Origin of the sequence: Sphingopyxis granuli, assembly GCF_001559015.1 — a bacterium.
Classification (GTDB): Bacteria; Pseudomonadota; Alphaproteobacteria; order Sphingomonadales; family Sphingomonadaceae; genus Sphingopyxis; species Sphingopyxis granuli.
This window is the reverse complement of record NZ_CP012199.1, coordinates 3,537,931-3,559,963: the sequence shown is the minus strand read 5'-3', so window position 1 is coordinate 3,559,963 and position 22,033 is coordinate 3,537,931. Positions and strand designations below refer to the sequence as shown.

Genomic DNA, 22,033 nt, shown 5'->3' with positions numbered 1-22,033 from the left:
ACTCGGAGGGGGCTGCGGTTCCCTCCGGCATTTTTAGACCTGTAGGAAGACCACTAGTGAATAATGAACAGACATTGAGCCGCCTTGTCGAGACGCAGGCGATCGAACGCATCCTGTTCGACTATGCCTATTATCTCGACATGAACATGCCGGACAAGATGGCCGAGATGTTCACCGACGACTGCGTCGTCGACTATGCGCCGAATTTTGGCGCGACGGGGATTGAAGCCTATAAGAAGACGCTCGATGGAATCGGCACCTTCTTCAAGGCGACCAGTCACCATGTCTCGAACATCTGCGTCGATTTTGTCAGCGATACCGAAGCCACCGTCCGCGCGGTCGTGCTCGCCATCCACCGCTACGCCAAGGACCGCCCCGACGGCATCCTTTACGGCCAATATCATGACGTGGTCGTGAAAGAGGACGGCGTCTGGAAGTTCAAGGTTCGCGTCCTCAAGACGACGATGGGCACCGACTATCATGTGAAGACGGCGAACCCGACGGAGCGCGTTGCGTGACATCGCCGACCGATCGATTCACCGAAATCCGGATCGATCACGCCGGCAGTATCAGCTGGATCGTTCTCAATCGCCCTGACCGCGCCAATGCGCTGTCGGCGGCGATGTTGGAGGAGTTTTCCGAAGCGCTCGAATATCTCAAGGACAATGGCGGCCCCGTGATCGGCATTCGCGCCGAAGGCAAGGGCTTCTGCGCGGGCTTCGACCTCGATCAGGTCGGCAAGCTCGGCGGCGGCACCAGCCTCGACCCGATTGCAGATCGCGACCGGCTCCAGCGCAATCTCGACCGGTGGATCGCCATCTGGGATCATCCCAAGCCGGTGATCGCTGCGGTCCATGGCTATTGTATCGCGGGCGCGACGCAAATGTGCGTCTTTGCGGACATCACCGTGGTGGCGGAGGATGCCCGCATCGGCGAGCCCGCAATCCCGATCGGCGGCGGCTATCTCGCGCCCATCTGGTCGACCTTGGTCGGCCCGAAGCGGGCGAAGGAATTGTCCTTCGTTCCGGGCAATTCGATCGACGGGCGCACCGCGGTCGAATGGGGCTGGGCCAATCATGCGGTTCCCGCCGAGGATCTTGTCGCCTCGGTCGAAGGGCTGGCCGACCGGATCGCGCTGACGCCGCCCGAGGTGCTGCGCATCAAGAAACTCTCGATCAACCGCGCCGCCGAGGCGCAGGGCTTTCGCCAGGCAGCCGCCCATGTCGCGGACATGGATGCGCTGCTCCATCAGGCCGACGCCGTGAAGGCGGTGAAGGCGCGCGCAGCCGAGATCGGGATGAAAGACCTTATTGCGGAATACCGGCGCGAGCCGACGACGCCGCTCAAACCGATCAGAAAAGAAAACGGGGAATAAGATGGCTGATGTCGAATATTCGGTAACGGGCAATATCGCCCATGTACGGCTCAATCGTCCGCAGGGGCTCAACGCGATCACCCCCGAAATGGACGACCTCCTGTTCGAGGCATGGACCGCGATCAACGAGGATCCCAACATCTGGTGCGCGATCCTTTCGGCCGAAGGCGAGAAGGGCTTTTGCATCGGGGCGGATGTCTCGGGCGGTGCCGAACGCAAGTCGCGCATGGCGCTCGCCGGCGGCTTGACCGGCATCGGCGGTCCGATGGTGACGCTGAAGAAGCCGCTCGTGGCCGCCGTGCAGGGCTTCTGCGTCGGCGGCGGTTTCGAGCTTGCCATGTGCGCCGATATCATTGTCGCTGCCGATACAGCGCAGTTCGGACTTCCCGAAACAAAGGTCGGCATCATCGGCGAGTGCGGCGTCGTCCACCGCGCCGTGCGCCAGCTGCCTTACCGCATCGGCATGGCGATGATCCTCACCGGCGACCGCATCAAGGCCGACGTCGCCGAACGCTACGGCCTCGTGAACGAAGTCGTCGCCTTCGCCGATCTCGCCGACACCGCGCAGAAATGGGCCGAAAAGGTCACGGCGGCATCGCCGCTCGCGAACCAGGCCGCGAAGGAAGCCGCGAATGCGAGGTTGGGGCATCCGCTCGAGGTCGCGCTGATGAGCCGCTTCGAGTCGATCGAGCAATATGCATCGACGGCCGACAAGCGCGAGGGCGAGGTGGCCGGCGCCGAGCGGCGCAAGCCCGTCTGGACGGGGCGCTGAGGGACTGAGCCATGACCACGCCGATCGATCCCCGCCACTTTCGCAATGTTCTTGGATGCTATCCGACCGGCGTCTGCGTCGTCACAGCGACGCACGACGGCGCACGGCACGCGATGGTGGTCGGCAGCTTTACCTCGATCTCGCTCGATCCGCCGCTCGTCGGCTTCTTTCCGGACAAGAAGTCGACGAGCTGGCCCCAGATCGAAGCGACCGGGCATTTCTGCGCCAACATCCTCGCTGCCGACCAGAAGCATCATTCGAGCCGCTTCGCCGCCAAGGGCGAGGACAAGTTCGCCGGGATCGATTGCGGCACCACGCCCGCCGGCCTGCCGCTTCTCGACGATGTGCTCGCCTGGATCGAATGCTCGATTGCGTCGGTGACCGAGATCGGCGACCATCTTCTTGTTGTCGGCGCCGTGCAGGCGCTCGAGATGCGCGACACCGGCACCCCGTTGCTCTTTTTCCGCGGAGGCTATCATGACCTTGCAGCCTGTATCGAAACCCAGGCATGACCCGGTGACGGCGATATCGCCCATCGCGGACATCATTGCCGAAGCCCGCAACGGGAAGCCCTTCATCCTCGTCGATGCCGACGACCGGGAGAATGAAGGCGACATCATCATCCCGGCGCAATTCGCGACGCCCGACCGTATCAACCAGATGGCGACGCACGCCCGCGGTCTCATCTGCCTCACCATCACCGCCGAGCGGGCGCGTTTCCTCGAACTCGAGCAGATGTCGCAGAACAACCGCTCGGGCCATGGCACCGCCTTCACCGTCTCGATCGAGGCGCGCGAAGGGGTGACGACGGGCATCTCGGCCTATGACCGCGCCCACACCGTGTCGGTGGCGATCAATTCGCGCGATCCGAAGCGCGACATCGTCTCGCCGGGCCATGTCTTCCCGCTCGTCGCGCGCGACGGCGGCGTGCTTGTGCGCGCCGGCCACACCGAGGCGGCGGTCGACATTTCCAATCTCGCGGGGCTCATCCCGGCGGCGGTCATTTGCGAGGTGATGAACGACGACGGCTCGATGGCGCGCCTCGCCGATCTCATCCCCTTTGCCGAAAAACATGGCATGAAGATCGGCACGATCGCCGACCTCATCGCCTTCCGCCGTAAGTCCGAAATGCTCGTCGAGCGCGTCGCCTCGGGGCCGTTCGTCAGCCACTATGGCGACGACTTCACCATCCATGTCTATCGCGACAAGGTCGACGGCGGCGAGCATGTCGCGCTCACCCGCGGCACGATCAAGCCCGACAGCGACACGCTCGTGCGCGTCCACCAGTTCGATCTCACCGCCGATCTGCTCGGCTATCGCAACGCCCATCCCGATTATGTGCCGGCGGCCTTGAAGCAGCTCGCCGCGCATGACGGCCCCGCGGTCGCGGTGTTCATCCAGGATCCCGATCCGCAGTCGATCTCGCGCCGCGTCGGCGGCGGGCGGCGCGAATATGCCGAGCGCGCCAGCGACCGCGACTATGGCTTCGGCGCGCAGATCCTGCGCGATGTCGGCGTCGGACGCATGACGCTGCTCACCTCGAGCAACCGCAAGATGGCCGCCCTCGAAGGCTTCGGCCTCGAGATCGTCGGCCGCCAGCCCATCGTGGCGAGCGATGATGGCTGAGGCGGGCCTCGCCGCGAACAAGGAAGTGGTGCGCCGCTTCTTCGAGACTTTCTCGAGCGGCGATGTCCCGGCGATCCTCGATGCGATGGCCGACGACGGCGGCTGGTGGGTGTCGGGGCGGCTCGACGGCATGTCGGGGCGCTACGACAAGGCGAGTTTCGGGCCGTTGCTCGCCGGCGCGACGCAAATCTACAAGGACGGATGCCTGCGGATCGAGCCCAAAAGAATGATCGCCGAGGGCGACCATGTCGCGGTCGAGGCCGAGGGCCGCGCCGAACTGCTCGATGGCCGGGTGTACACGCCGCACTATCATTTTCTCGTCGAGGTGCGCGGCGGGCGCGTGCAGGAAGTGCGCGAATATATGGACACGCAGCATGCGAAGGAGATTTTCTTCGCCTGACGGCTCAGCCGGCGGGGTCGCCGGCATAAGGAGCGGCCAGCGCCGCTTCGATCTGGCCGATCGTATCGTCGAGCATCAGCTCGAGCTTCTCCGACTGTCCCATCATCCCGCGCGAATGGATCACCAATATGTTGAGGAACATGAAGCAGGCGGTGATCAGGCGGCGCTGCGCCGCGGTGTCGGGCATCGCGGGCATATGAGCGCGCAGCAGCATCAGCGTGCGCGCGAGCGCGGGCGGCAAATCCTCGCCGAAATTGCCATAGCCGCGCCCTTCATGGCGCATCAGATACTGGCTGAGGAAGGCCGCATAGGCATAGTCGCCATGCGCATCGATGAGCTCGATCTGCGGCAGGAAGACCGTGCCGATCAGCGTCCTGAGATCGATCGCCTCGTCGGGCCGGTCGCCGAGCATGACGACGCGCCCGGCTTCCATCTGCCACATCCGGTAACTGAAAACCGCTTGCACCAGCGCCTCGCGGGTACCGAAATGATATTGGACGGCGTGGTGATTGCGCTGCCCCGCAGCGGCCGCGATCTCGCGCAGCGAGGCGCCCTCGATGCCGTCGCGCGCGAAAATCGTCTCGGCCGCATGGATGAGCGCGCGCTTCGCCTCGCCGGGCGGCGTCGGGATCGTCTGGGCAATGGCGGCATTGATCATGGCCCGGTGTGGCTCGCTCGCGCAGGCAGGTCAACCGACCCGCGCAGATTTTATCAACGCCTATGTTGATTCTTCTTGACCCCGATGCCCCAAAAGGTCAATTTAAGCCGACTGGCTTAATGCCGGCTGGGAGAGACATTATGAGCATGGACACGGGTCTGATCTTTCACCCCTATATGCGTCCGGGGCGCACTGCGCGTCAGACGTTCGAATGGGGGGTGCAAAGCTCTATCGCCGCCGACAAGGCGGGCTTTTCGACGATGATGATTTCCGAACACGCCTCGCAGATCTGGGAGAATATCCCGGCGCCCGAGCTGATCATGGCGGCCGCCGCGCTCCAGACCGAGAAGATCAAGTTCGCGCCGATGGCGCACATCCTGCCGCACCATAATCCGACCAAGCTCGCGATGACCGTCGGCTGGCTCTCGCAGATCCTCGAAGGCCGCTATTTCATGGGCATCGGGGCAGGGGCCTATCCGCTCGCTTCCTATATGCACGGCATCAAGGAAGAGGATCAGAACACCGAGCATCTCAACGACATGGTGCGCGAATCCCTCTTCATCATGGAGAAGATCTGGGCGCGCGAACCCTTCTTCTACGAAGGCAAATATTGGGACGCGGGCTTCCCCCAAGAGGAGGAAGCGCTGACCGAGGAGGACGAGCAGCACAAGCTCGCCAATTATTCGCCTTATGGCGGCGGCTTCCCCGAGTTCGCGGTCACCGGCTTCAGCGCCAATTCGCCCTCGATGCGGCTCGCCGGCGAGCGCAACTTCAAGCCGGTCTCGATCTATTCGGGTCTCGACGCGCTGAAGCGCCACTGGGAAATTTACTCCGAGGCGAACATCAAGGCGGGCTTCACCCCCGACCGCTCGCGCCACGCCGTGTCGCAGACGGTGTTCGTCGCCGACACCGACGCCGAGGCCAAGCGCCTCGTCATGGAGGGGCCGATCGGCTTCTGCTTCAATCGCTATCTCATCCCCATCTGGCGCCGCTTCGGCATGATGGACGGCTTTGCGAAGGATGCCGGCATCGACCCGCTGGCCGCCGATCTCGAATTCCTCGTCGACAATGTCTTCGTCGTCGGCTCGCCCGACACCGTCGTCGACAAGCTCAACCATCTTTTCGAAAAATGCGGCGGCTGGGGAACGCTCCAGATCGAATCGCACGATTATTATGACGATCCCGCACCCTGGTTCCATTCGCTCGAGCTCGCCGCAAAGGAAGTGGCGCCCCGGGTGAAGCTGCCTGGCGCGGCCAACTGAGAGGATAAGGGGCGCGATGGCAGGGGACGCGATGGACTTTGATGTGGTGATCGTGGGGGCAGGGCATGGCGGCGCGCAGGTCGCCGTCATGCTCCGCACCCAGAAGTTCGAGGGGACGATCGCGATCATCGGCGACGAGCCCGAGCTCCCCTATGAGCGCCCGCCGCTCTCGAAGGAATATTTCGCGGGCGAGAAGGAGTTCGAGCGCATCCAGCTTCGCCCCGCCAAATATTGGGACGAGCGCGGCGTGGCGATGCTCCTCGGCCAGCGTGTCGTCTCGGTCGATCCCGCCGCGCACAAGGTCACGACCGACCGCGGCGAGACGATCGGCTATGGCAAGCTCGTCTGGGCGACCGGCGGTTCCCCGCGCATGTTGCCGATCCCCGGCGGCGATCTGCCCGGCGTCCAGGGCGTGCGCACGCGCGCCGACGCCGATGCGATGAAGGCGGCGTCGGAGACGGCGCGCCAGATTGTCGTCATCGGCGGCGGTTATATCGGGCTCGAGGCCGCGGCGGTCCTGCGCAAGGCGGGCAAGAAGGTGGTGCTATTGGAAGCGCTCGACCGCGTGCTCGCCCGCGTCGCCGGCACCGACCTGTCGCGCTTCTACGAGCGCGAGCACCGCGAACATGGCGTCGACCTGCGCCTCGGCGTGTCGGTCGAAGCGCTTGAGGGCGATGCGCGCGTCACCGGCGTCCGGCTTGCCGATGGCGAGCTCATTCCCGCCGATCTGGTCATCGTGGGTATCGGCATCATTCCCGCCGTCGAGCCGCTGATCGCGGCCGGCGCCGAGGGCGGGAACGGCGTTCTCGTCGACCGCCTCTGCAAGACCAGCCTCCCCGACATCTACGCGATCGGCGACTGCGCCGCGCACGAGAATGACTATGCCGAGGGCGTCGTGATCCGGCTGGAATCGGTCCAGAATGCCAACGACCAGGCCAATGTCGTGGCCAAGGGCATCGTCGGCGACGAAGCACCCTATCATGCCATTCCCTGGTTCTGGTCGAACCAATATGACCTCAAGCTCCAGACCGCCGGACTGTCGACCGGGCACGACCGCGCTGTGCTGCGCGGCGATGTCGCGAGCCGCAGCTTCTCGATCGTCTATCTGAAAGCCGGAAAGGTGATCGCGATCGACTGCGTCAACGCGACCAAGGACTATGTCCAGGGCCGCATGATCGTGACCGCCGGCCTCGTCGCGACCGCCGAGCAGCTCGCCGATCCCGAAACGCCGCTCAAATCCTTGCTGCCCGCGGCAGCCGCATAACCAGATGGAGTTTAGTGCATGCCAAGTTTGACCGTGGTCGATCGCGAGGGGACCGCCCACACGCTGGAGGCCGATGCCGGGCTGACCTTGATGGAGGTGATCCGCGATAATGGCTTCGACGAGTTGCTCGCGCTGTGCGGCGGCTGCTGCTCGTGCGCGACCTGCCATATCCATGTCGATCCCGCCTTTGCCGCCAAGCTGCCGGCGATGAGCGACGATGAGAATGATCTTCTCGACAGCTCGGAGGACCGCAACGAAACGTCGCGCCTCTCGTGCCAGATTCCGTTCGACGACGCGCTCGACGGCATCAAGGTTACGATCGCACGCGAAGATTGAGCGGCCCGGCCTGGCGATGAGGCCCTGCGGTCGGTCCGCCGGGCCCTTTGGCATGAGCGGGCGATGACCTTGCGCCGCAGGCGCACAGCTGAACGGAGACGGATATGGAAGTGAACAATCTGACCGCGGTGGTGACCGGCGGTGCCTCGGGCCTTGGCGGCGCGACCGCGGCGATGCTCGCGGGGCTCGGCGCGAAGGTGACGATCTTCGATCTCAACGAAGAAGTCGGCGAGGCGCATGCCGCGGCGATCGGCGGGCTGTTCGCGCGGGTCGATGTCGCCGACGAGGCGAGCGTTGCCGCCGGTCTCGATGCTGCCGAGGCGGCCCTTGGCGTCACGCGCCTCCTCGTCAATTGCGCCGGCGTCGCGCCGGCGATCAAGACCGTCGGCAAGGAGAATGCGCCGCATCCGCTCGCCGCCTTCCGACGCGCGGTCGAGATCAATCTCGTCGGCAGCTTCAACGTCATCGCCCAGTTCGCCGCGCGTCTCGCGGCAGCCGAGCCAATCGGCGAAGAACGCGGCGTCATCGTCAACACGGCTTCGGTTGCGGCGTTCGACGGGCAGATAGGGCAGGCGGCCTATGCTGCCTCGAAGGCCGGCGTCGCGGGCATGACGCTTCCTGTCGCGCGCGATCTTGCGCAGCACCGCATTCGCGTCGTCACCATCGCGCCCGGCATCTTCCTGACGCCCATGCTGATGGGCTTGCCGCAGGCCGCGCAAGACAGCCTCGGGACGCAGGTTCCGCACCCGAGCCGCCTCGGCAAGCCCGAGGAATATGCGCAGATGGTCCGCGCAATCGTCGAGAATCCGATGCTCAACGGGGAGACGATCCGCCTCGACGGCGCGATCCGCATGGCGCCGCGCTAGGGCCCGAAGACACCGGACCTGCCGAGGGCAGGCTCCGGCGGCCACCTTCGGTGTCCGAAGAGGAAGTCCGGCCGGAAGCCGTGACGGAAAGAGGTTGGGAGAGAGGCTCCCGGCGTCCGTCATGGAGCAAGGTCATGACCCCACTTACCCAAAATCCGGCGCCGGGCCAGCCGCTTGGCTACAAGGTCGATATTTCGCGCGGCCAGCGGCTCGGCCGCGTCTCGTCCGAATGGTTCTCGCGACCCGACGATGAGCGCTATCTCTCGCTGCCCGACCTTTATGAAGCGGTGCGCGCGCGGGCCGACGCTGCCACGACTCGCACCGTCGAAACGCGCGCGATCCATGTCGAGGCCGCATCCGACAATCCCGAGCGGCTGGTGCTCAGGCTCCCCGACCGCAGCGAGCCCGTGGCGCCGACCCATTGGTCCTTCGGCCAGCTCTGCAGCCTCGTGGGCGCGCCGGCTGGCTATTTGCGCCAACTGCCTGCAGCGCTTGCCGGCATCAACATGCAGCATGGCTTGCTGTCGCATCGCGGAGAATTGGTGAAGACCCTCGAGACCGGCGACGGCCGCACCGAGCTGCGCGCCGTGACCGGCCCCGACTATGGCCGCATCTGGGACCATGAACTCGTGTCCGCCGTGATGAAGATTGCGGGCAACGGCACCGGCGACACGCGCTGGAAGATCCCCGGCATGCTCGACTGGTCGACGATGCATCACAATCCCTTCGTCGAGGTGACGAAGGACACGACCACGCTGTACGCCAGCGACCGCGACGTGTTCCTCTTCCTCGTCGATGACGCCAACCCGATCGAAGCCGGGCGCCTCCCGAACGGCGACCCCGACCTTTTCTTCCGCGGCTTCTACTGCTGGAACAGCGAGGTCGGGTCGAAGACGCTCGGCATGGCGACCTTCTATCTTCGCGCCGTGTGCATGAACCGGAACATCTGGGGCGCCGAAGGTTTCGAGGAGATCAGCATCCGGCACAGCAAATTCGCGGCCGGCCGCTTCGCGCAGGAAGCCTCGCCCGCGCTCGAGCGCTTCGCATCCTCGTCGCCGGGGTCCTTCCTGAACGGGATCAGTGCCGCGCGCACCGCGATCGTCGCCAAGACCGTCGAGGAGCGACAGACCTTCTTGCGCAAGCGCGGCTTCTCGAAAGGCGAGACCGACAAGATCATCGCGACGGTCCTCCAGGAAGAGGGCCATCCGCCGACGTCGATCTTCGACTTTGTGCAGGGCATCAACGCGCTCGCGCGCGACCGGCCGCATCAGGATGCGCGTCTCGATCTGGAAGGAAAGGGCGCGAAACTGCTGGCTTCGGTTCGCTGACGCCAGCTCGGCGCGTCGGTCTGGCGTGGTCCTGTTCCCAAGAGGAAGAGGGCTGCGCCGGAGCCATGACGGGCCAGGGGTCGAGAGAGAGTCTTTCGGCGGCTCGTCATGGAGACAAGTCATGACGAAGCATGTGAAAATCACCCTCAGCGGCGCGCGCGACATCCCGTTCAGCGCGCTCGTCCTGAGCCAGGCAAATGTCCGCCGCGTGAAGGCCGGGGTGTCGATCGACAGTCTGGCGGCCGATATCGAGCGGCGCGGCCTGCTCCAGAGCCTGACCGTTCGCGCCCAGCGCGACGAGGAAGGCCAGGAAACGGGCAAGTTCGAGGTGCCCGCGGGTGGGCGCCGCTTCCGCGCGCTGCAGCAGCTGGTCAAGACCCGCCGCATGGCCAAGACCGAACCGGTCCCGTGCATCGTGCGCGACGACGACATCGTGTCGGCCGAGGAGGATTCGCTCGCCGAGAATGTCCACCGCGAGCCGCTGCATCCGCTCGACCAGTTCCGCGCCATGCAGAAGCTCGTCGAACAGGGCAGCGACATCGAGAGCATCGCCGCCACCTTCATGGTGACGCCTGCCGTCGTGAAGCAGCGCCTCAAGCTCGCCGGTGTCTCGCCGAAGCTGCACGACATCTATGCCGAAGACGGCATGACGCTCGAACAGCTGATCGCCTTCGCGGTCGCCAGCGATCATGCGCGGCAGGAGCAAGTCTGGGAAATGCTCCAGACGAGCAACACGCAGCAGCCCTGGTTCATTCGGGCCCGCCTCACCGAAGACAAGGTGCGCGCGTCCGACAAGCGCGTGCGCTTCGTGACGCTGGCCGCCTATCTCGCAGCCGGCGGTCATGTCCTTCGCGACCTGTTCGAATCCGATGACGGCGGCTGGCTCGAAGACGTCGCGCTGCTCGATCGCCTCCAGACCGAGAAGCTCGAAGCCGAAGTCGCAGCGGTCGCAGCCGAAGGGTGGAAGTGGGTCGAGCAGGCGGTCGACTTCCCCTATGGCCATACCTACGGTCTGCGTCCGATCGACGGCGAGGAACCCGCGGCGAGCGAGGAGGACGAAACGCGGCTCGAAGCGCTTCGCGAGGAGGCCGACCGGCTCGAAGACCAGTGGGCCGGCGAGGAGGACATCCCCGACGAGGTCGCCGCCCGCATCCAGGCGATCGACGAGGAAATTGCGCCCCTGGTCTCGAAACCGCTCGTCTATGATCCTGCCGAGATGGCGATCGCCGGTGCCTTCGTCAGCATCGACGTCGATGGCTCGCTGCACATCGAACGTGGCTATGTCCGGCCCGAGGATGAGCCGGCGGGCGAGGTCGAAGAGACTGCAGCCGACGGTGAGGCGGGCACTGGCGATGCCGAACAGGCCGGCGAGGGCGGCGACGGCGATGACGAGGGCGCCGGTGCGCCGGCCGATGGGACCGACGAGGAGGATCCCGACGATCTTCTTCGCCCGCTGCCCGACAAGCTCGTCACCGACCTGACCGCGCATCGCACGCTTGCACTGCGCGACGCGGTGGCGTCGAGCCCCTTGGTCGCCTTCGCCGCGATGCTCCATGCGCTCGTACTCGAGGCCTTCTACACTTACTCGTCGTCGGCGAGCTGTGTCGGCATCTCGATGCGCAGCAACCGGCTGATCGGTTACGGGTCCGCCCTCAACGACTGCGCGTCGGCGAAGGCGATCAACGAACGGCACGAAGGCTGGTCGGCTCGGCTCCCCGATACGACCGATACGGTGTGGGACGTGCTCGCGACGTTCGACGACGACGAACAGGCCGCGCTCTTTGCCCATTGCGTGTCCTTTGGCATTGACGCGACCTGGGAGCCGGCGACCCAATATAATCAGGGCCGGGTCTCGGCGCGCGCGGTCGCGGCCCGGATCGAGCATTCGCATGTCCTCGCGCGGGCGTCGGGTCTCGACATGGTGGCTGCCGGCTGGACCGCAACGGTCGCCAATTATCTCGGCCGCGTCACCAAGCCGCAGATCCTCGCGGCGGTCGAGGAGGCCTGCGGCGCGGATGCCGCGGGCCGGCTCGGCGGTTTGAAGAAGCCGGAGATGGCAAGCGCCGCCGAGGACCTGCTCCAGGGCAAGGGGTGGCTCGCCAAGCCCCTCCGCACGCCCGAGCCGATCGTCGAGGCCGACCTGCAGGCCGCGAACGACGACGAGGCGCCCGAGGTCGGGGGTCATGACCTCGATGCGGGCGGGGAGGGCGACGAAGGTGACGCGATCGATGCGGTGGCCGCCGAATAGATCGCGTGTCTCGAAACATCTGGGAAGCCCGGCGCCATGCCGGGCTTCCCTTTTTTGTGCCCCGACCTTGAAATCGAGGGTGGCGTGACGAACATCAATCATTCGTCGCCGGCAGGGGCTGTCGGTGCGGTTCGCTGCGCGTCGCTCGATGAGAGCGTCATGCGGAAGCGGGCCGCCAGGAAATGGAGCCCCATATGTCCGGTGTTGCCGCTGAAATTGCCCGCCGCCTTGGCGAAAACGCCGAGGCCGTGTGTCGCCACTATCTCTCGAATGGCCGCCGCGAAGGTTGCTATTGGATGGTCGGAGATATCCATAATGGTCCCGGCCGAAGTCTTTATGTTCGCCTTTTCGCTGCCCCCGATGGACGTGGCTCCGCAGGCAAATGGACCGATGCGGCGAGCGGCGAGCATGGCGACCTGCTCGACATCATTGCGAACGCCTGCGGCCACGTTGCATTTCGGGAAACGCTGGAGGAAGCGCGCCGCTTTCTGAGCCTGCCGCCGCCGCCAGCCGCGGATCGAAACCGGGCACCGCCCAAGGCGCCCACGGGGACCCCCGAGGCAGCGCGAAGACTATGGGGGTCAACCAGGCCGATCATCGCAAGCCTCGCAAGCCGCTATCTTGCCGGACGGGCCATCGATGCGCTCGCGCCGAGCGATCCGCTGCGCTTCCATCCCCATTGTTTCTACCGGCGAACGGTGGACGATGCGCCCGACACGAGGCCGGCCTGGCCGGCGATGATCGCGGCGGTGACCGACCTCGATGGCGCGATCACCGGCGTTCACCGAACATGGCTCGACCCCGAAACAGCGGACAAGGCGCCGGTGGCCTTCCCGCGCCGCGCCATGGGTCACCTCCTCGGCAATGGCGTCCGCTTCGGCCGGGCCGCCCGCGTGATGGCGGCGGGAGAAGGCCTCGAGACAATCCTGTCGCTGCGTCAGCTGCTGCCATCGATGCCGATGATCGCTGGCCTTTCCGCCGCGCATCTCGGGGCCTTGGCCTTTCCAGCCGACCTCGAGCGTCTCTATGTCGCGCGCGATGACGACCCTGCCGGGGACGGTGCGCTCGCGGCGATTGGCGAGCGGGCGGCAGCGGCCGGCATCGACGTCCTGCCGCTCGAGCCTGCGCGCGGCGACTTCAACGGCGACCTTATGACGCTCGGCCCGCAGCGGCTCGGCGCATCGCTTCGCAACCAGCTCGTCGGACCCGATCGTCTTCTTCTTGTTTGAAGACCTTGAACTGGCCGGAACGGGGAAGATGGCCTGCCTCCGGCGTACGCAGCACGTCTTCTCTTGGGGCGCGCGCCCCGGCCTTCGTGAGAGGGCGACTGCGCCGGGCACGCCGGGAGCGCAATGGCGGCCGGGCGGCTATTTTCCGCCGGGGCCTCGTGGCCCCTTTGCATCGCGAAGCAAAATAGCCTTCGCCCGCCATCCTCCGCTCACGCTCCGGTCGCGGCGCTCGCGCCGCGATGCGAACCCGTCCCGCCCGTCGCGGGCCGTCGCCACGAAGGCCGCGCGAGGCGCGGCTGGGCAACACGGAGACCTACGATGCGCGACGCTGCCGATCCTGACCTGGAACTCTCCCTCGAACTCGGAACCACGGCCCATCTGCTCCAGGAAATGCAGCTCTTCGGTCACCGGCCCTATGAGGACGAACCCGATCCGCGGCCGCTCCCCGACGCCCGGCTAGCGGGCGGCGCGGTCGCCGACATGTTCGATGCGCTCGCAGGGTGTCTCGCCGAAACCCGGATCGAGCCCGATCTCGACGACCTCCTCTGGAACCTCGTCAACATCTTCCACCGCGCCGGCGAACGGGTCGAGCGCGCGCTCGACGACAATGAGCAGCTTCAGCGCCGGCTGCAACGCGAACAGGACGGCAGCGAGATCCGCTCGGTCGAACTCGAGCGGGCGACGCGGGAGGGCATTTCCCTGATCGAACGCCGCGACGCGATGGAATTCTTCCGCGAGGCGGCGGCCGAGCAATTTCGCCTGCTTCTCCGCAAGGCCTGGGCGCCGCGCAACGGCTCACGCACCAATCATCGGACGATGACGGCCTCGCTGATCGATAGCCGCGACTTCCTCGACGCCCGGCTTCGCGAAAAAGCGGCGACGCTCCTTCCGGAAGGAACCCGTATTGCCTTCACCGGCGGCAGCGATTGCGAAGATCATCGGGCCATCTGGGAGGCGCTCGACAAAGCGAAAGCGCGGCACCCCGACATGATCCTGCTCCATGGCGCTACGCCGACGGGTGCCGAGCGGGCAGCGGCTTGCTGGGCGGACAATCGCGGCGTGGCACAGGTCGCCTTTCGTCCCGACTGGAAGCGCCACGGCAAGGCGGCGCCGTTCAAGCGCAATGACCGGATGCTCGAGGCTCTTCCAGTCGGTCTCATCATCTTTCAGGGGAATGGCATTCAGGACAATCTCGCCGACAAGGCCAGGAAGATCGGCATTCCTCTCTGGGATTTTCGGTCGCGCTGAAGTCGTCGCGATTGGACCCATTTGCCGTTCGCTTCCGGCTTATGGCCTGCTAGCGACATATCAGAAGCGGGGAGGATTGATTGGCTCGAGACGATTTTAGCCGCGCGGTTGTCGACAGGCTCGCGAAGCGCGTTGGAATGCGCTGTTCCAATCCCGACTGCCGCCAGCCGACATCGGGACCCGACGCCGCGGGTGGAACCACCAATGTCGGAGTGGCTGCTCATATCAGCGCGGCATCTCCTGGCGGTGCCCGCTACGATGAGGCGCTGACGCCCGAACAGCGCAGCGATATCGCCAACGGCATTTGGCTGTGCCAGCGCGACGCCAAGCTCATCGATGACGATGAATTGTCATTTCCGCCAACGCTGCTGCGCGAATGGAAGGATACGGCCGAGAAGATGGCGGCTCTGGAGGCACGAGGTTACTCGGTCTCCAAGGCATCGCCATTCCCGGCCCTCGAACGCAAGATGCCTGAACTGATCGCGGAGATGCGCGCCGATCTTATGGGAAACAAACTGGTGCGGCAGTTCATCCTGCTGAAAAAGGGTTGGGCATATAATCCAGGCTCGACGCCCTATTTTCAGTATTTTTTCGACGACCATCCGCAGGTCAAAGCGATGATGACGATCATGATCCATGCGGGAGCAATCTACGACATTAAATTTAACTCGGTCGATCGCTACAATTTCACTGAGCCATTCGTGTCCTACCTGATCGGCGAATGAGTTGGCGTCATGCTTGCTGGCTGAGCGACCGATAGTATCGAAAGCCCTGACCGGGCGTTGGCTCGAACTTGAAGCAGCCCGCATAATTGTCGATTGCCTGCATCACGCCCAATAGGGCCCCCGGAGCGAAGGCCTGCGTCTGTCCGCTGCTCCAATGCGCCAGGAAATTTGCACTGATCGTGGCCACGGCGAGGTTGAGCCCTTGGACCTGCGCCGCCGTCAGAACGAGAGTGTTCGCGGCGGCGTGCAGTTTGACTTGAGCATCGATTGCCCCAATGAGATGGCCCGCCATTCTCCGATCGTCGCCGAGTGCGATATCCATCGGTACGGGCACACGGCACCTTATGATGATCTCTTCGAGAACATACTCGATATATTGCCTTATCCTGGGCGCGGCGTCTTGCGCATTTCCGGCGTTTAACAGGTCCAGCGTGGCATCGCGGACTCGATTGACGGCGTTCGACTGCGGCAGCACGGCGGTCCGCGGGGTGCCTTCGATCCGCTGATGCGCCCAGCCCGCCGTCGACCCGTTTGTATTGAAATATTTCTCCAGCAGCGTGTCGTGGCTGAGAAGGATGACCTGTGGGCCATCCGGCACGACTGGCCGACTGAAGCGCGTCCGGATCACCTCCATCAAGTGGAACTGGTGGCCGGCATCGAGGCTCGACGTCACGTCGTCGAGAAGCAGGAACTTTGCGGCCCCCGAATAGAGCGACGCGGCTGCCAGATAGACGGATATCGCGAAGGCATTCCTATAGCTCTCGGAGAGGACCGATTGGGCCGAGATATTGGCGTGATCATGAAATGCCGCGAGTGAAAGTTGAAGATCCTCGCCACCCGCGCGCTTAGAAATGGCCGGAACCACAGGATCGAAGATTATGCTCTGAAAAAGGTCGCGACATAGCGGCTCGACCGCAGCGAGCCGCCGGGCCGCAGCCTCGGATTCTGCCTGCGAGAAGGCGCCAGACGCGTCGGACAGAAAGCTCCGCACCCGCTCGATGCGGTCAAGCTCGGTATCGAGCGCCGACAGAGACACGAGGAGTTGCTCAAGCTTCTTGAAGGCTGCCTGCAGTCGGCGAGCCGCCTCGACTTTTTCGGTCACCGCGACGAGCGAGGCCGGAAGCCTCTTCTCGATTGCGTCCTTTTCCGCAATGGTCGCAGCGAGAGCAGCTTCTGCGCGTGCGCGAACGAGATCGATGCGGGTCTGTAGCTCGGCTGCAGCTGGCTGCGTGAACGCCTGTTTCGCAATTGCCGCCTTCGCGCCCGGGATCAATGGAGCTTCGCCGTCCTGCCGCGTTGCCTTTTCTAGCTCGACAACCTTGTCCCAATCTGCAGTGGCCCAGCTTGTGGCGAGCTTGGCGGATGCGGCGGTCACCGCGTCGTAGAGCGCGACCTTGTGCCTGCTGTGGTCGAGAACGGAGTTTTCGCCGGTTCGCTCGCACGCCGGACATAAGGACTTGTCGACCCAGTCATCGCTCTCGGTGATTTCCTGCGCCGTGCGGTAGAGGCGAAGAAACTTCTCTCCCTGCGTCTGCGCGAGGGCGGTGTCGCGCTCGGCTGCGATATCGACAATCGACACGATCTGCGCCGTCGTCGGCAGAGCCGCTATCGCATGGTTCCACCAGTCTTCTTCACGCAGCAATTGGGCGAGGCGATCCCGGTCGGGACCGCCCTCGGCTTCGCGCACCGAGGCTATGCATTCGTCGGCGGAAATCTGATCGAAGGTCTTGCCTGCGCACCGCGGTTGAATGAGCGGAATGTTGTGCAGGATCGCATGGGCCCTCGTTTGCATATCGGCCTGCGTGAGCTGGCCTGCGTCCTCTCCTACGAGGTGGAGGTAGGATTCACGGATCGCGGTCCGCTCCTGCGTAATTTGCCCTTCGATTAGCTGCTTGCGGCCAGATTTGCTGCTGACATCAAAATGATTATTGAACGCTCGCGTATTGGCCAAAGCCTGCAAGGATTGCCGGAGCGCCGAATATTGTCCGAGGCCTAAAAGTCCCGAGAACGAGCGTCCGCGGTTGAGCGGCGTATCATCGATAAAGCGTTGAAACGTCTTGGCATCGAGAAGGACGAATTCACGATTGAGTTCCGCGAGCAAGGCGTCGCCGTCGCGGCCGTCACTGACGGCGACCGTCCTGGCCCCGGTTCTGTCGCGCGTCACGATCACATCAATCGCTGGACCGGCAGCGGCGGGCTGAAGCGACAAGGTAATCGTTCCGGTATCGCCCGGGTGGAATCGATTGAGATAGTAAGTGCCGCCTTGTTCCGCGGCGGGGAGGCCATCAAGTTTCGGAATCTGCCCGGTCAAAGCATAGGTGACAGCCTCGAAGATGGAGCTTTTGCCAACGCCGTTTGGCGCAAAGACAGAATTCACCTTCTCGGTGTGGAACGCCAACTCAAGCGGTGACCCGGCGTTGTTTATGCCGCGAAAGCCCTCGATTCCGATCTGGCGAAGAAGCCATGTCATGAGGCGGCGTCCGCGCCGTCTGGGGGCGGCGGCGCAGCGGCGGTCGCCTGGAACAGAATGTTCCAAATGGCTCCTGCATCGAGATTCTGACCTGAGGCGAGCGGCGCGAGGTGAGGCGTCAGTGCCGCAGCAAGAGCTGCGTCACCCGTCAGTCCTCCCGCGAAAGCGGCAAGATTGTCCGACGTGCCGAGCGCATCGTCGATCACGAAGTCATATGTCTTTTTGGCCATGATCCCCTCCGAGCAAGCAATACCGCATTCCGACCGATGCAGAAGCATCAATTAGGACCGGTTCGACCGACATTCGGAAAGAGCGGTCAACCCTCCCCCAAACCTTGACAGTGTTCTTGTTTTGTTCTAGATCCTGCCTCTCGCTGGAGGAGCGTGGCTATGAGCGCATTGAAAGGTGGAGACGAGCATCCCCCGATGAGTGGCGCACGCGCGCCTGTCATGGTTATGACTGGTAGATCACAGGACGATTTGCCCGATCGCTGGTGCTTTGGTCTGTCGCACCCCTATATTCAGCGGTTGATCTTTCTTGCCGGCGAGGTGGAACAAAGTTCGGTGCCGGCTAGCTAGTCATCTGCTGCCAGCAGGATATTGCCTCAATCTGGTTCTATCTCCCGAATATATTTGAAATATATTGGCTTGGCCCGCATTTTCACATTCTCCCAAGATCGCCTTGACCAGCGGCGATCGGCCGTCGCCGTTGGCCAGCCTTGTAAGAGGGCAGGGTTGCCGGCACTGACGAGGGGCGAGCGGACCGGACGGATCGGAAACGACGGTCGGCGCGCCATAGGTCGCAATGCCAACGATCGACGCAGCGCACGCTTTTGCGCTCGACGTCTCACGCGTGAAGGACAAGGCCGGTCTTGCAGACCTGCTGCGCGAAGCCTGCGCCGACATGGGTTGCTCCTGGTTCGCGCTCAGCCATCATATCGACTTTCTCGCCGCGCCAGAGCGCGGCGTTCGTGTTCATAATTACCCGGAGGAATGGGCGCACTGGTTCGACGAGCAACGCCTCGGCGTGACCGACCCCGTTCACCGCGAAAGCCAGCGCAGCATGGCGGGTTTCCTGTGGCACAATATGAAGGCCGAGCGACCCGAGGACGAAGTGATACTTGCCGAGGCACGCCGGCATGGCATTGGCGACGGGCTCACGGTGCCCGCCCATCTTCCCGGCCATGCGCATGGTTCCGTCTCTTTCGCATGGAAGCCAGGTGCGCTGGCGAGCGCCGATGCGCTGCAATTTGCACGGATGATCGGCGGACTTGCCTTCGATGCGGCGCGTCTGATCACATATCCCGATCTCGCGCACATCGGACCTCGGCTTACCCGTCGCCAACGCGAGGTGCTGATCTGGGCCGCCAAGGGAGAATCCGTTCGCAGAATTGGTCTGCGGCTAGGTCTCAGCCCCGATACGGTGCGTGAGCATCTGCGGAATGCCCGGCAGCGCTACGAGGCAAACGGCGGAATCACGCTTACGGTGCGCGCGCTATACGATGGCGACATCAGCTTCGAGGACATCGCCAAGCGCTGAGAAAAATCGGCGACACCCCCCTATCATGCTATGGTGCAAGGGCAAAAAGCCCTTCAATTGGAACGCCTCTTTTCAAACGGAGGCAATTCCATGCTGCTACTTGTCGATTCCACCAACCGGGCGCTCGAGCATAAGGCGCTCCGCTCGATGTTCGAGGCGCGCAAACGCGTCTTCATCGATCTTCTGAAATGGGACATCCCGGCGCTCGCGGATCGCTTCGAGCTCGACCAGTTCGACGACGTCGACGCCACTTATCTGATCGTGACCGACGGAGAGGGGGAGCATCTTGCGTCGTCGCGGCTGCTCCTCACCACACGTCCGGCGCTCCTCGACAGCCTCTTCCCGGGATTGGTGGCGGGTGATGTGCCGCAGGGGCCCGATGTTCTCGAAATCACCCGTTTCTGCCTGTCGCCCGGTATCGGTGCGCGGCAGCGCCGCGTCGCGCGCGACGCACTGCTCGTCGGGCTTGCCGACTTTGCCTTGGCGAACGGCATCCGCACCTATACGGGAGTCGCCGAACTTCCCTGGTTCCGGCAAATCCAGACCTTCGGCTGGGATTGCCGCTCGCTCGGCGAGCCGGTCTTGCACCGCGGGCAGGCGCTCGTCGGTCTTCGTATAGACATCGACGCCACGACCGTCGCCAAGCTCGCCGGCGCGGGCATCGTCAGCAACGCAGCCGCGGCCTCGGCCGCCTGCGCAGCCTGAGGAGGGGGCGATGGTGATCAATCCCGCCGCACTTGACGCGGCCGCTCCCCGCTCCACCGCAGGCCACGAGCTCATGGATCAAGGCTTCACGATACTCAGGGGCGCAGCGCCCACCTCTCTCGTCGCACGTGTGATCGAGGATCTCGCGCCGCGTTCTGCCGCGACCCCTTTTTGCGAAGGCGGCTTCTACGGCGAGCGGACCAAGCGCTTCGGACGGCTTCTCATTCGCTCGCCGCACATGGCCGATCTCGTCATGAATTCGGCAATCCTCGATCTGGCGGAACTTGCGCTCGGCAACTGGTGCGACCGGATCCAGCTCAATCTCGCCCAGGCAATCGAGCTCCACCCCGGCGCGCTCGCCCAGTTCCCGCACCGCGATCAAGATATGTGGCAGGGGTCGCTCGGCGAGGTCGAGTATCTGGTGAACGTCATGTGGCCGCTGACACGTTTCACCGAGGAGAATGGCGCGACAATCCTATGGCCGCGCAGCCATGGTGCCGAAGCGCTCGTCGAGGAGCCGAAAGAGGCGCCGATCATTGCCGAGGCCGAGCCCGGCGATGCGATCGTCTTTCTCGGCTCGACGCTTCATGGGGCGGGTGAGAACCGGAGCGATGGCGTTCGCCGCGGGATCATCATCAGCTACTGCCTCGGCTGGCTCAAGCCCTATGAAAATCAGTGGCTCGCTTATCCGCCCGAGATAGCCCGCGACTTCGCGCCCGAACTGGCTGCGCTTGCGGGCTACGCCCAGCATCGGCCCAATCTTGGCAATTTCGAGGGCCAATGCCCTTCCGTGCTGTTCGGCGGCTATCCCGAGGAGCCTCTGGCTGCGATCGACGCGCTGCGACCTGACCAATCGGCGCTCCTCGCCGACTATGTGGCTGCGCAGCGGCCGGTAGGCGAGGGCGAGCGCGGGGATGGGGCGCTCGCGGCATGAGCCCGGGCGCCACGATGGAGCGGGTCTATCTGGATCTGAAGGCGCGCATCCTGTCGGGCGCCTATCCTCCCGGCACGCGGCTCGAGGCCGCGCAGCTCTCGAAACAGCTCGCCTCGAGCGCCACCCCGGTACGCGACGCCCTCTACCGCCTGTCCGGGGAACGTATCATCGAGAGCTGGCATCAGGAGGGGTTTCGCCAGCCTCTGCTGAGCGAGGCCGATCTTGTCGATCTCTATGGATGGGCGGGCGCGCTGCTTTCGATGGCCTTGAAGGGACGGAGCCCTCGGCCCGATCTGCCGAGCGGCCTCGTCGAACTAGCGAATCACGACAACTACCCCGAGGCTATCGAAGCGTTATTCCGGACGATCGCCATTGGGAGCCAGAATGGCGAACTTCGCGCTTCGATCGTCAATTGTATCGAGAGAAGCATGACAATTCGCGCGTTGGAGGCTCGCGTCGACGCAACGGCCGGCGACGCGCTGGCGGCGATGGCGGAGGATTATCGGTTCGGTCGGTGGAGCGCATTACGCAGCAAAATCACGCGCTTCCATCGCCGGCGAGCAAGCTTTGCCGGCCGGGTTGCGGCCGAAATCCGCAAGCGCTCGGACCCGCTCCGATAATATTCGGACAATATGCGTCGTATAAAATTCCTATACGGCCGGGCCGCCCTAGCTTCGAATGTGCCGCAATTCCGCGGCATATTGGAAGGAAACGATCATGGATCGCGACACCAACGACCTCGTCGACCTCGGCTCCGTCAGCGCCGACACCGCCGGCGAAGAACGCTTCGGCATCGAGCCGGGCGGCAAGGAACTGGTTCAGGGCCTGACCCAGGACTGAACCCAGCCGGTCGGGGGCCGGCCTTCCGGCCTCCGGCACCCTCTTCAATCTGCTTCGAAAAGGTCAAGATGATGGACATCGAAACCAATGATCTCGTCGAACTCGGCACCGCCTCGGGCGACACCGCCGGCGAGCATGGCCTTCCCCTGGAAATGGGCGGCCGCGAAGACTGGGCCGGACTGACCCAGGACTGATCGCCTCTTCGGGA

Annotated in this window: 25 protein-coding genes; 21 read left to right on the top strand and 4 right to left on the bottom strand. The window is 64.3% G+C overall.

Annotated elements, in window-relative coordinates:
* Positions 1-56 precede the first annotated feature (56 nt).
* From SGRAN_RS16330 to SGRAN_RS16305, 6 genes are read left to right on the top strand one after another with little or no spacing between them, the layout of a single operon-like run.
* Positions 57-518 carry a nuclear transport factor 2 family protein gene (locus SGRAN_RS16330; RefSeq protein WP_067185456.1) on the top strand — a complete coding sequence of 154 codons (462 nt, stop codon included), beginning with the start codon at positions 57-59 and terminating at the stop codon, positions 516-518.
* Complete coding sequence (locus SGRAN_RS16325) at positions 515-1,375, top strand: enoyl-CoA hydratase-related protein (protein WP_067185454.1); 861 nt, start codon at positions 515-517, stop codon at positions 1,373-1,375. Before SGRAN_RS16330 ends, SGRAN_RS16325 begins: the two co-directional genes overlap by 4 nt.
* 1 nt (position 1,376) lies before the next feature.
* Positions 1,377-2,147, top strand: a complete 771-nt coding sequence (locus tag SGRAN_RS16320; protein WP_067185452.1) for an enoyl-CoA hydratase/isomerase family protein — start codon at positions 1,377-1,379, stop codon at positions 2,145-2,147.
* A gap of 11 nt (positions 2,148-2,158) precedes the next feature.
* On the top strand, positions 2,159-2,659 hold the full coding sequence (locus tag SGRAN_RS16315; protein WP_067185451.1) for a flavin reductase family protein: 501 nt from the start codon (positions 2,159-2,161) through the stop codon (positions 2,657-2,659).
* A 4-nt stretch (positions 2,660-2,663) separates the two neighbouring features.
* Complete coding sequence (gene ribB / locus SGRAN_RS16310) at positions 2,664-3,773, top strand: 3,4-dihydroxy-2-butanone-4-phosphate synthase (protein WP_237233544.1); 1,110 nt, start codon at positions 2,664-2,666, stop codon at positions 3,771-3,773.
* The gene (locus SGRAN_RS16305) at positions 3,766-4,173 is read left to right on the top strand and encodes a nuclear transport factor 2 family protein (protein ID WP_067185447.1); all 408 of its coding nucleotides are present in this window, start codon (positions 3,766-3,768) and stop codon (positions 4,171-4,173) included. Before ribB ends, SGRAN_RS16305 begins: the two co-directional genes overlap by 8 nt.
* Before the next feature lie 4 nt (positions 4,174-4,177).
* Here the strand turns inward: SGRAN_RS16305 and SGRAN_RS16300 are convergent, their stop codons facing one another.
* On the bottom strand, positions 4,178-4,831 hold the full coding sequence (locus SGRAN_RS16300) for a TetR/AcrR family transcriptional regulator (RefSeq protein ID WP_067185445.1): 654 nt from the start codon (positions 4,829-4,831) through the stop codon (positions 4,178-4,180).
* Positions 4,832-4,971: 140 nt separating this feature from the next.
* On the opposite strand from SGRAN_RS16300, the gene SGRAN_RS16295 reads away from it, so the two are divergent.
* From SGRAN_RS16295 to SGRAN_RS16270, 6 genes are all read left to right on the top strand, one after another.
* Positions 4,972-6,093 (top strand): LLM class flavin-dependent oxidoreductase, encoded by a 1,122-nt coding sequence (locus tag SGRAN_RS16295; protein WP_067185444.1) that lies wholly within the window; start codon positions 4,972-4,974, stop codon positions 6,091-6,093.
* A gap of 31 nt (positions 6,094-6,124) precedes the next feature.
* Complete coding sequence (locus SGRAN_RS16290) at positions 6,125-7,357, top strand: NAD(P)/FAD-dependent oxidoreductase (protein WP_067185442.1); 1,233 nt, start codon at positions 6,125-6,127, stop codon at positions 7,355-7,357.
* An 18-nt stretch (positions 7,358-7,375) separates the two neighbouring features.
* Positions 7,376-7,693, top strand: a complete 318-nt coding sequence (locus tag SGRAN_RS16285; RefSeq protein WP_067185440.1) for a 2Fe-2S iron-sulfur cluster-binding family protein — start codon at positions 7,376-7,378, stop codon at positions 7,691-7,693.
* Between the two features lie 104 nt (positions 7,694-7,797).
* Positions 7,798-8,559: an SDR family NAD(P)-dependent oxidoreductase gene (locus tag SGRAN_RS16280; RefSeq protein WP_067185437.1), complete on the top strand. Its 762-nt coding sequence runs from the start codon at positions 7,798-7,800 to the stop codon at positions 8,557-8,559.
* A 134-nt stretch (positions 8,560-8,693) separates the two neighbouring features.
* A complete protein-coding gene (locus SGRAN_RS16275) occupies positions 8,694-9,887 on the top strand; it encodes a hypothetical protein (RefSeq protein WP_067185434.1) in 1,194 nt (397 codons plus the stop codon).
* Positions 9,888-10,008: 121 nt separating this feature from the next.
* On the top strand, positions 10,009-12,135 hold the full coding sequence (locus SGRAN_RS16270) for a ParB/RepB/Spo0J family partition protein (RefSeq protein ID WP_067185432.1): 2,127 nt from the start codon (positions 10,009-10,011) through the stop codon (positions 12,133-12,135).
* Between the two features lie 98 nt (positions 12,136-12,233).
* On the opposite strand, the gene SGRAN_RS22660 is transcribed toward SGRAN_RS16270, so the two are convergent.
* Positions 12,234-12,395: a hypothetical protein gene (locus tag SGRAN_RS22660; RefSeq protein ID WP_172709590.1), complete on the bottom strand. Its 162-nt coding sequence runs from the start codon at positions 12,393-12,395 to the stop codon at positions 12,234-12,236.
* On the opposite strand from SGRAN_RS22660, the gene SGRAN_RS16265 reads away from it, so the two are divergent.
* From SGRAN_RS16265 to SGRAN_RS16255, 3 genes are all read left to right on the top strand, one after another.
* Positions 12,330-13,364 (top strand): DUF7146 domain-containing protein, encoded by a 1,035-nt coding sequence (locus SGRAN_RS16265; RefSeq protein WP_067185429.1) that lies wholly within the window; start codon positions 12,330-12,332, stop codon positions 13,362-13,364. The two genes, SGRAN_RS22660 and SGRAN_RS16265, sit on opposite strands and share 66 nt — an antisense overlap.
* A gap of 318 nt (positions 13,365-13,682) precedes the next feature.
* Positions 13,683-14,612 (top strand): DUF2493 domain-containing protein, encoded by a 930-nt coding sequence (locus tag SGRAN_RS16260; RefSeq protein ID WP_067185428.1) that lies wholly within the window; start codon positions 13,683-13,685, stop codon positions 14,610-14,612.
* Positions 14,613-14,692: 80 nt separating this feature from the next.
* A complete protein-coding gene (locus SGRAN_RS16255; RefSeq protein ID WP_148650908.1) occupies positions 14,693-15,337 on the top strand; it encodes a hypothetical protein in 645 nt (214 codons plus the stop codon).
* A gap of 7 nt (positions 15,338-15,344) precedes the next feature.
* Here SGRAN_RS16255 and SGRAN_RS16250 read toward each other — a convergent pair whose 3' ends face one another.
* Together SGRAN_RS16250 and SGRAN_RS16245 are read right to left on the bottom strand one after the other, a co-directional pair.
* Positions 15,345-17,807 (bottom strand): ATP-binding protein, encoded by a 2,463-nt coding sequence (locus SGRAN_RS16250; RefSeq protein ID WP_067185423.1) that lies wholly within the window; start codon positions 17,805-17,807, stop codon positions 15,345-15,347.
* Positions 17,804-18,037 carry a hypothetical protein gene (locus SGRAN_RS16245; RefSeq protein ID WP_067185421.1) on the bottom strand — a complete coding sequence of 78 codons (234 nt, stop codon included), beginning with the start codon at positions 18,035-18,037 and terminating at the stop codon, positions 17,804-17,806. The genes SGRAN_RS16250 and SGRAN_RS16245 overlap by 4 nt, the downstream gene beginning before the upstream one ends.
* Positions 18,038-18,611: 574 nt before the next feature.
* Between SGRAN_RS16245 and SGRAN_RS16240 the strand changes: the two genes are divergently transcribed.
* The 6 genes from SGRAN_RS16240 (at position 18,612) to SGRAN_RS23190 (ending at position 22,019) form a co-directional block, all read left to right on the top strand.
* Positions 18,612-19,346, top strand: a complete 735-nt coding sequence (locus SGRAN_RS16240) for a LuxR family transcriptional regulator (RefSeq protein WP_067185419.1) — start codon at positions 18,612-18,614, stop codon at positions 19,344-19,346.
* A 90-nt stretch (positions 19,347-19,436) separates the two neighbouring features.
* Positions 19,437-20,051: an acyl-homoserine-lactone synthase gene (locus SGRAN_RS16235; protein ID WP_067185417.1), complete on the top strand. Its 615-nt coding sequence runs from the start codon at positions 19,437-19,439 to the stop codon at positions 20,049-20,051.
* Between the two features lie 10 nt (positions 20,052-20,061).
* Positions 20,062-20,985, top strand: coding sequence for a phytanoyl-CoA dioxygenase family protein (locus SGRAN_RS16230; protein ID WP_067185415.1), 924 nt, complete (start codon positions 20,062-20,064; stop codon positions 20,983-20,985).
* Positions 20,982-21,605, top strand: coding sequence for a GntR family transcriptional regulator (locus SGRAN_RS16225; RefSeq protein ID WP_082737314.1), 624 nt, complete (start codon positions 20,982-20,984; stop codon positions 21,603-21,605). The genes SGRAN_RS16230 and SGRAN_RS16225 overlap by 4 nt, the downstream gene beginning before the upstream one ends.
* A gap of 97 nt (positions 21,606-21,702) precedes the next feature.
* A complete protein-coding gene (locus tag SGRAN_RS23195; RefSeq protein WP_311879943.1) occupies positions 21,703-21,825 on the top strand; it encodes a hypothetical protein in 123 nt (40 codons plus the stop codon).
* 68 nt (positions 21,826-21,893) lie between these two features.
* The gene (locus SGRAN_RS23190; protein ID WP_311879942.1) at positions 21,894-22,019 is read left to right on the top strand and encodes a hypothetical protein; all 126 of its coding nucleotides are present in this window, start codon (positions 21,894-21,896) and stop codon (positions 22,017-22,019) included.
* The last annotated feature ends 14 nt before the right edge of the window (positions 22,020-22,033 follow it).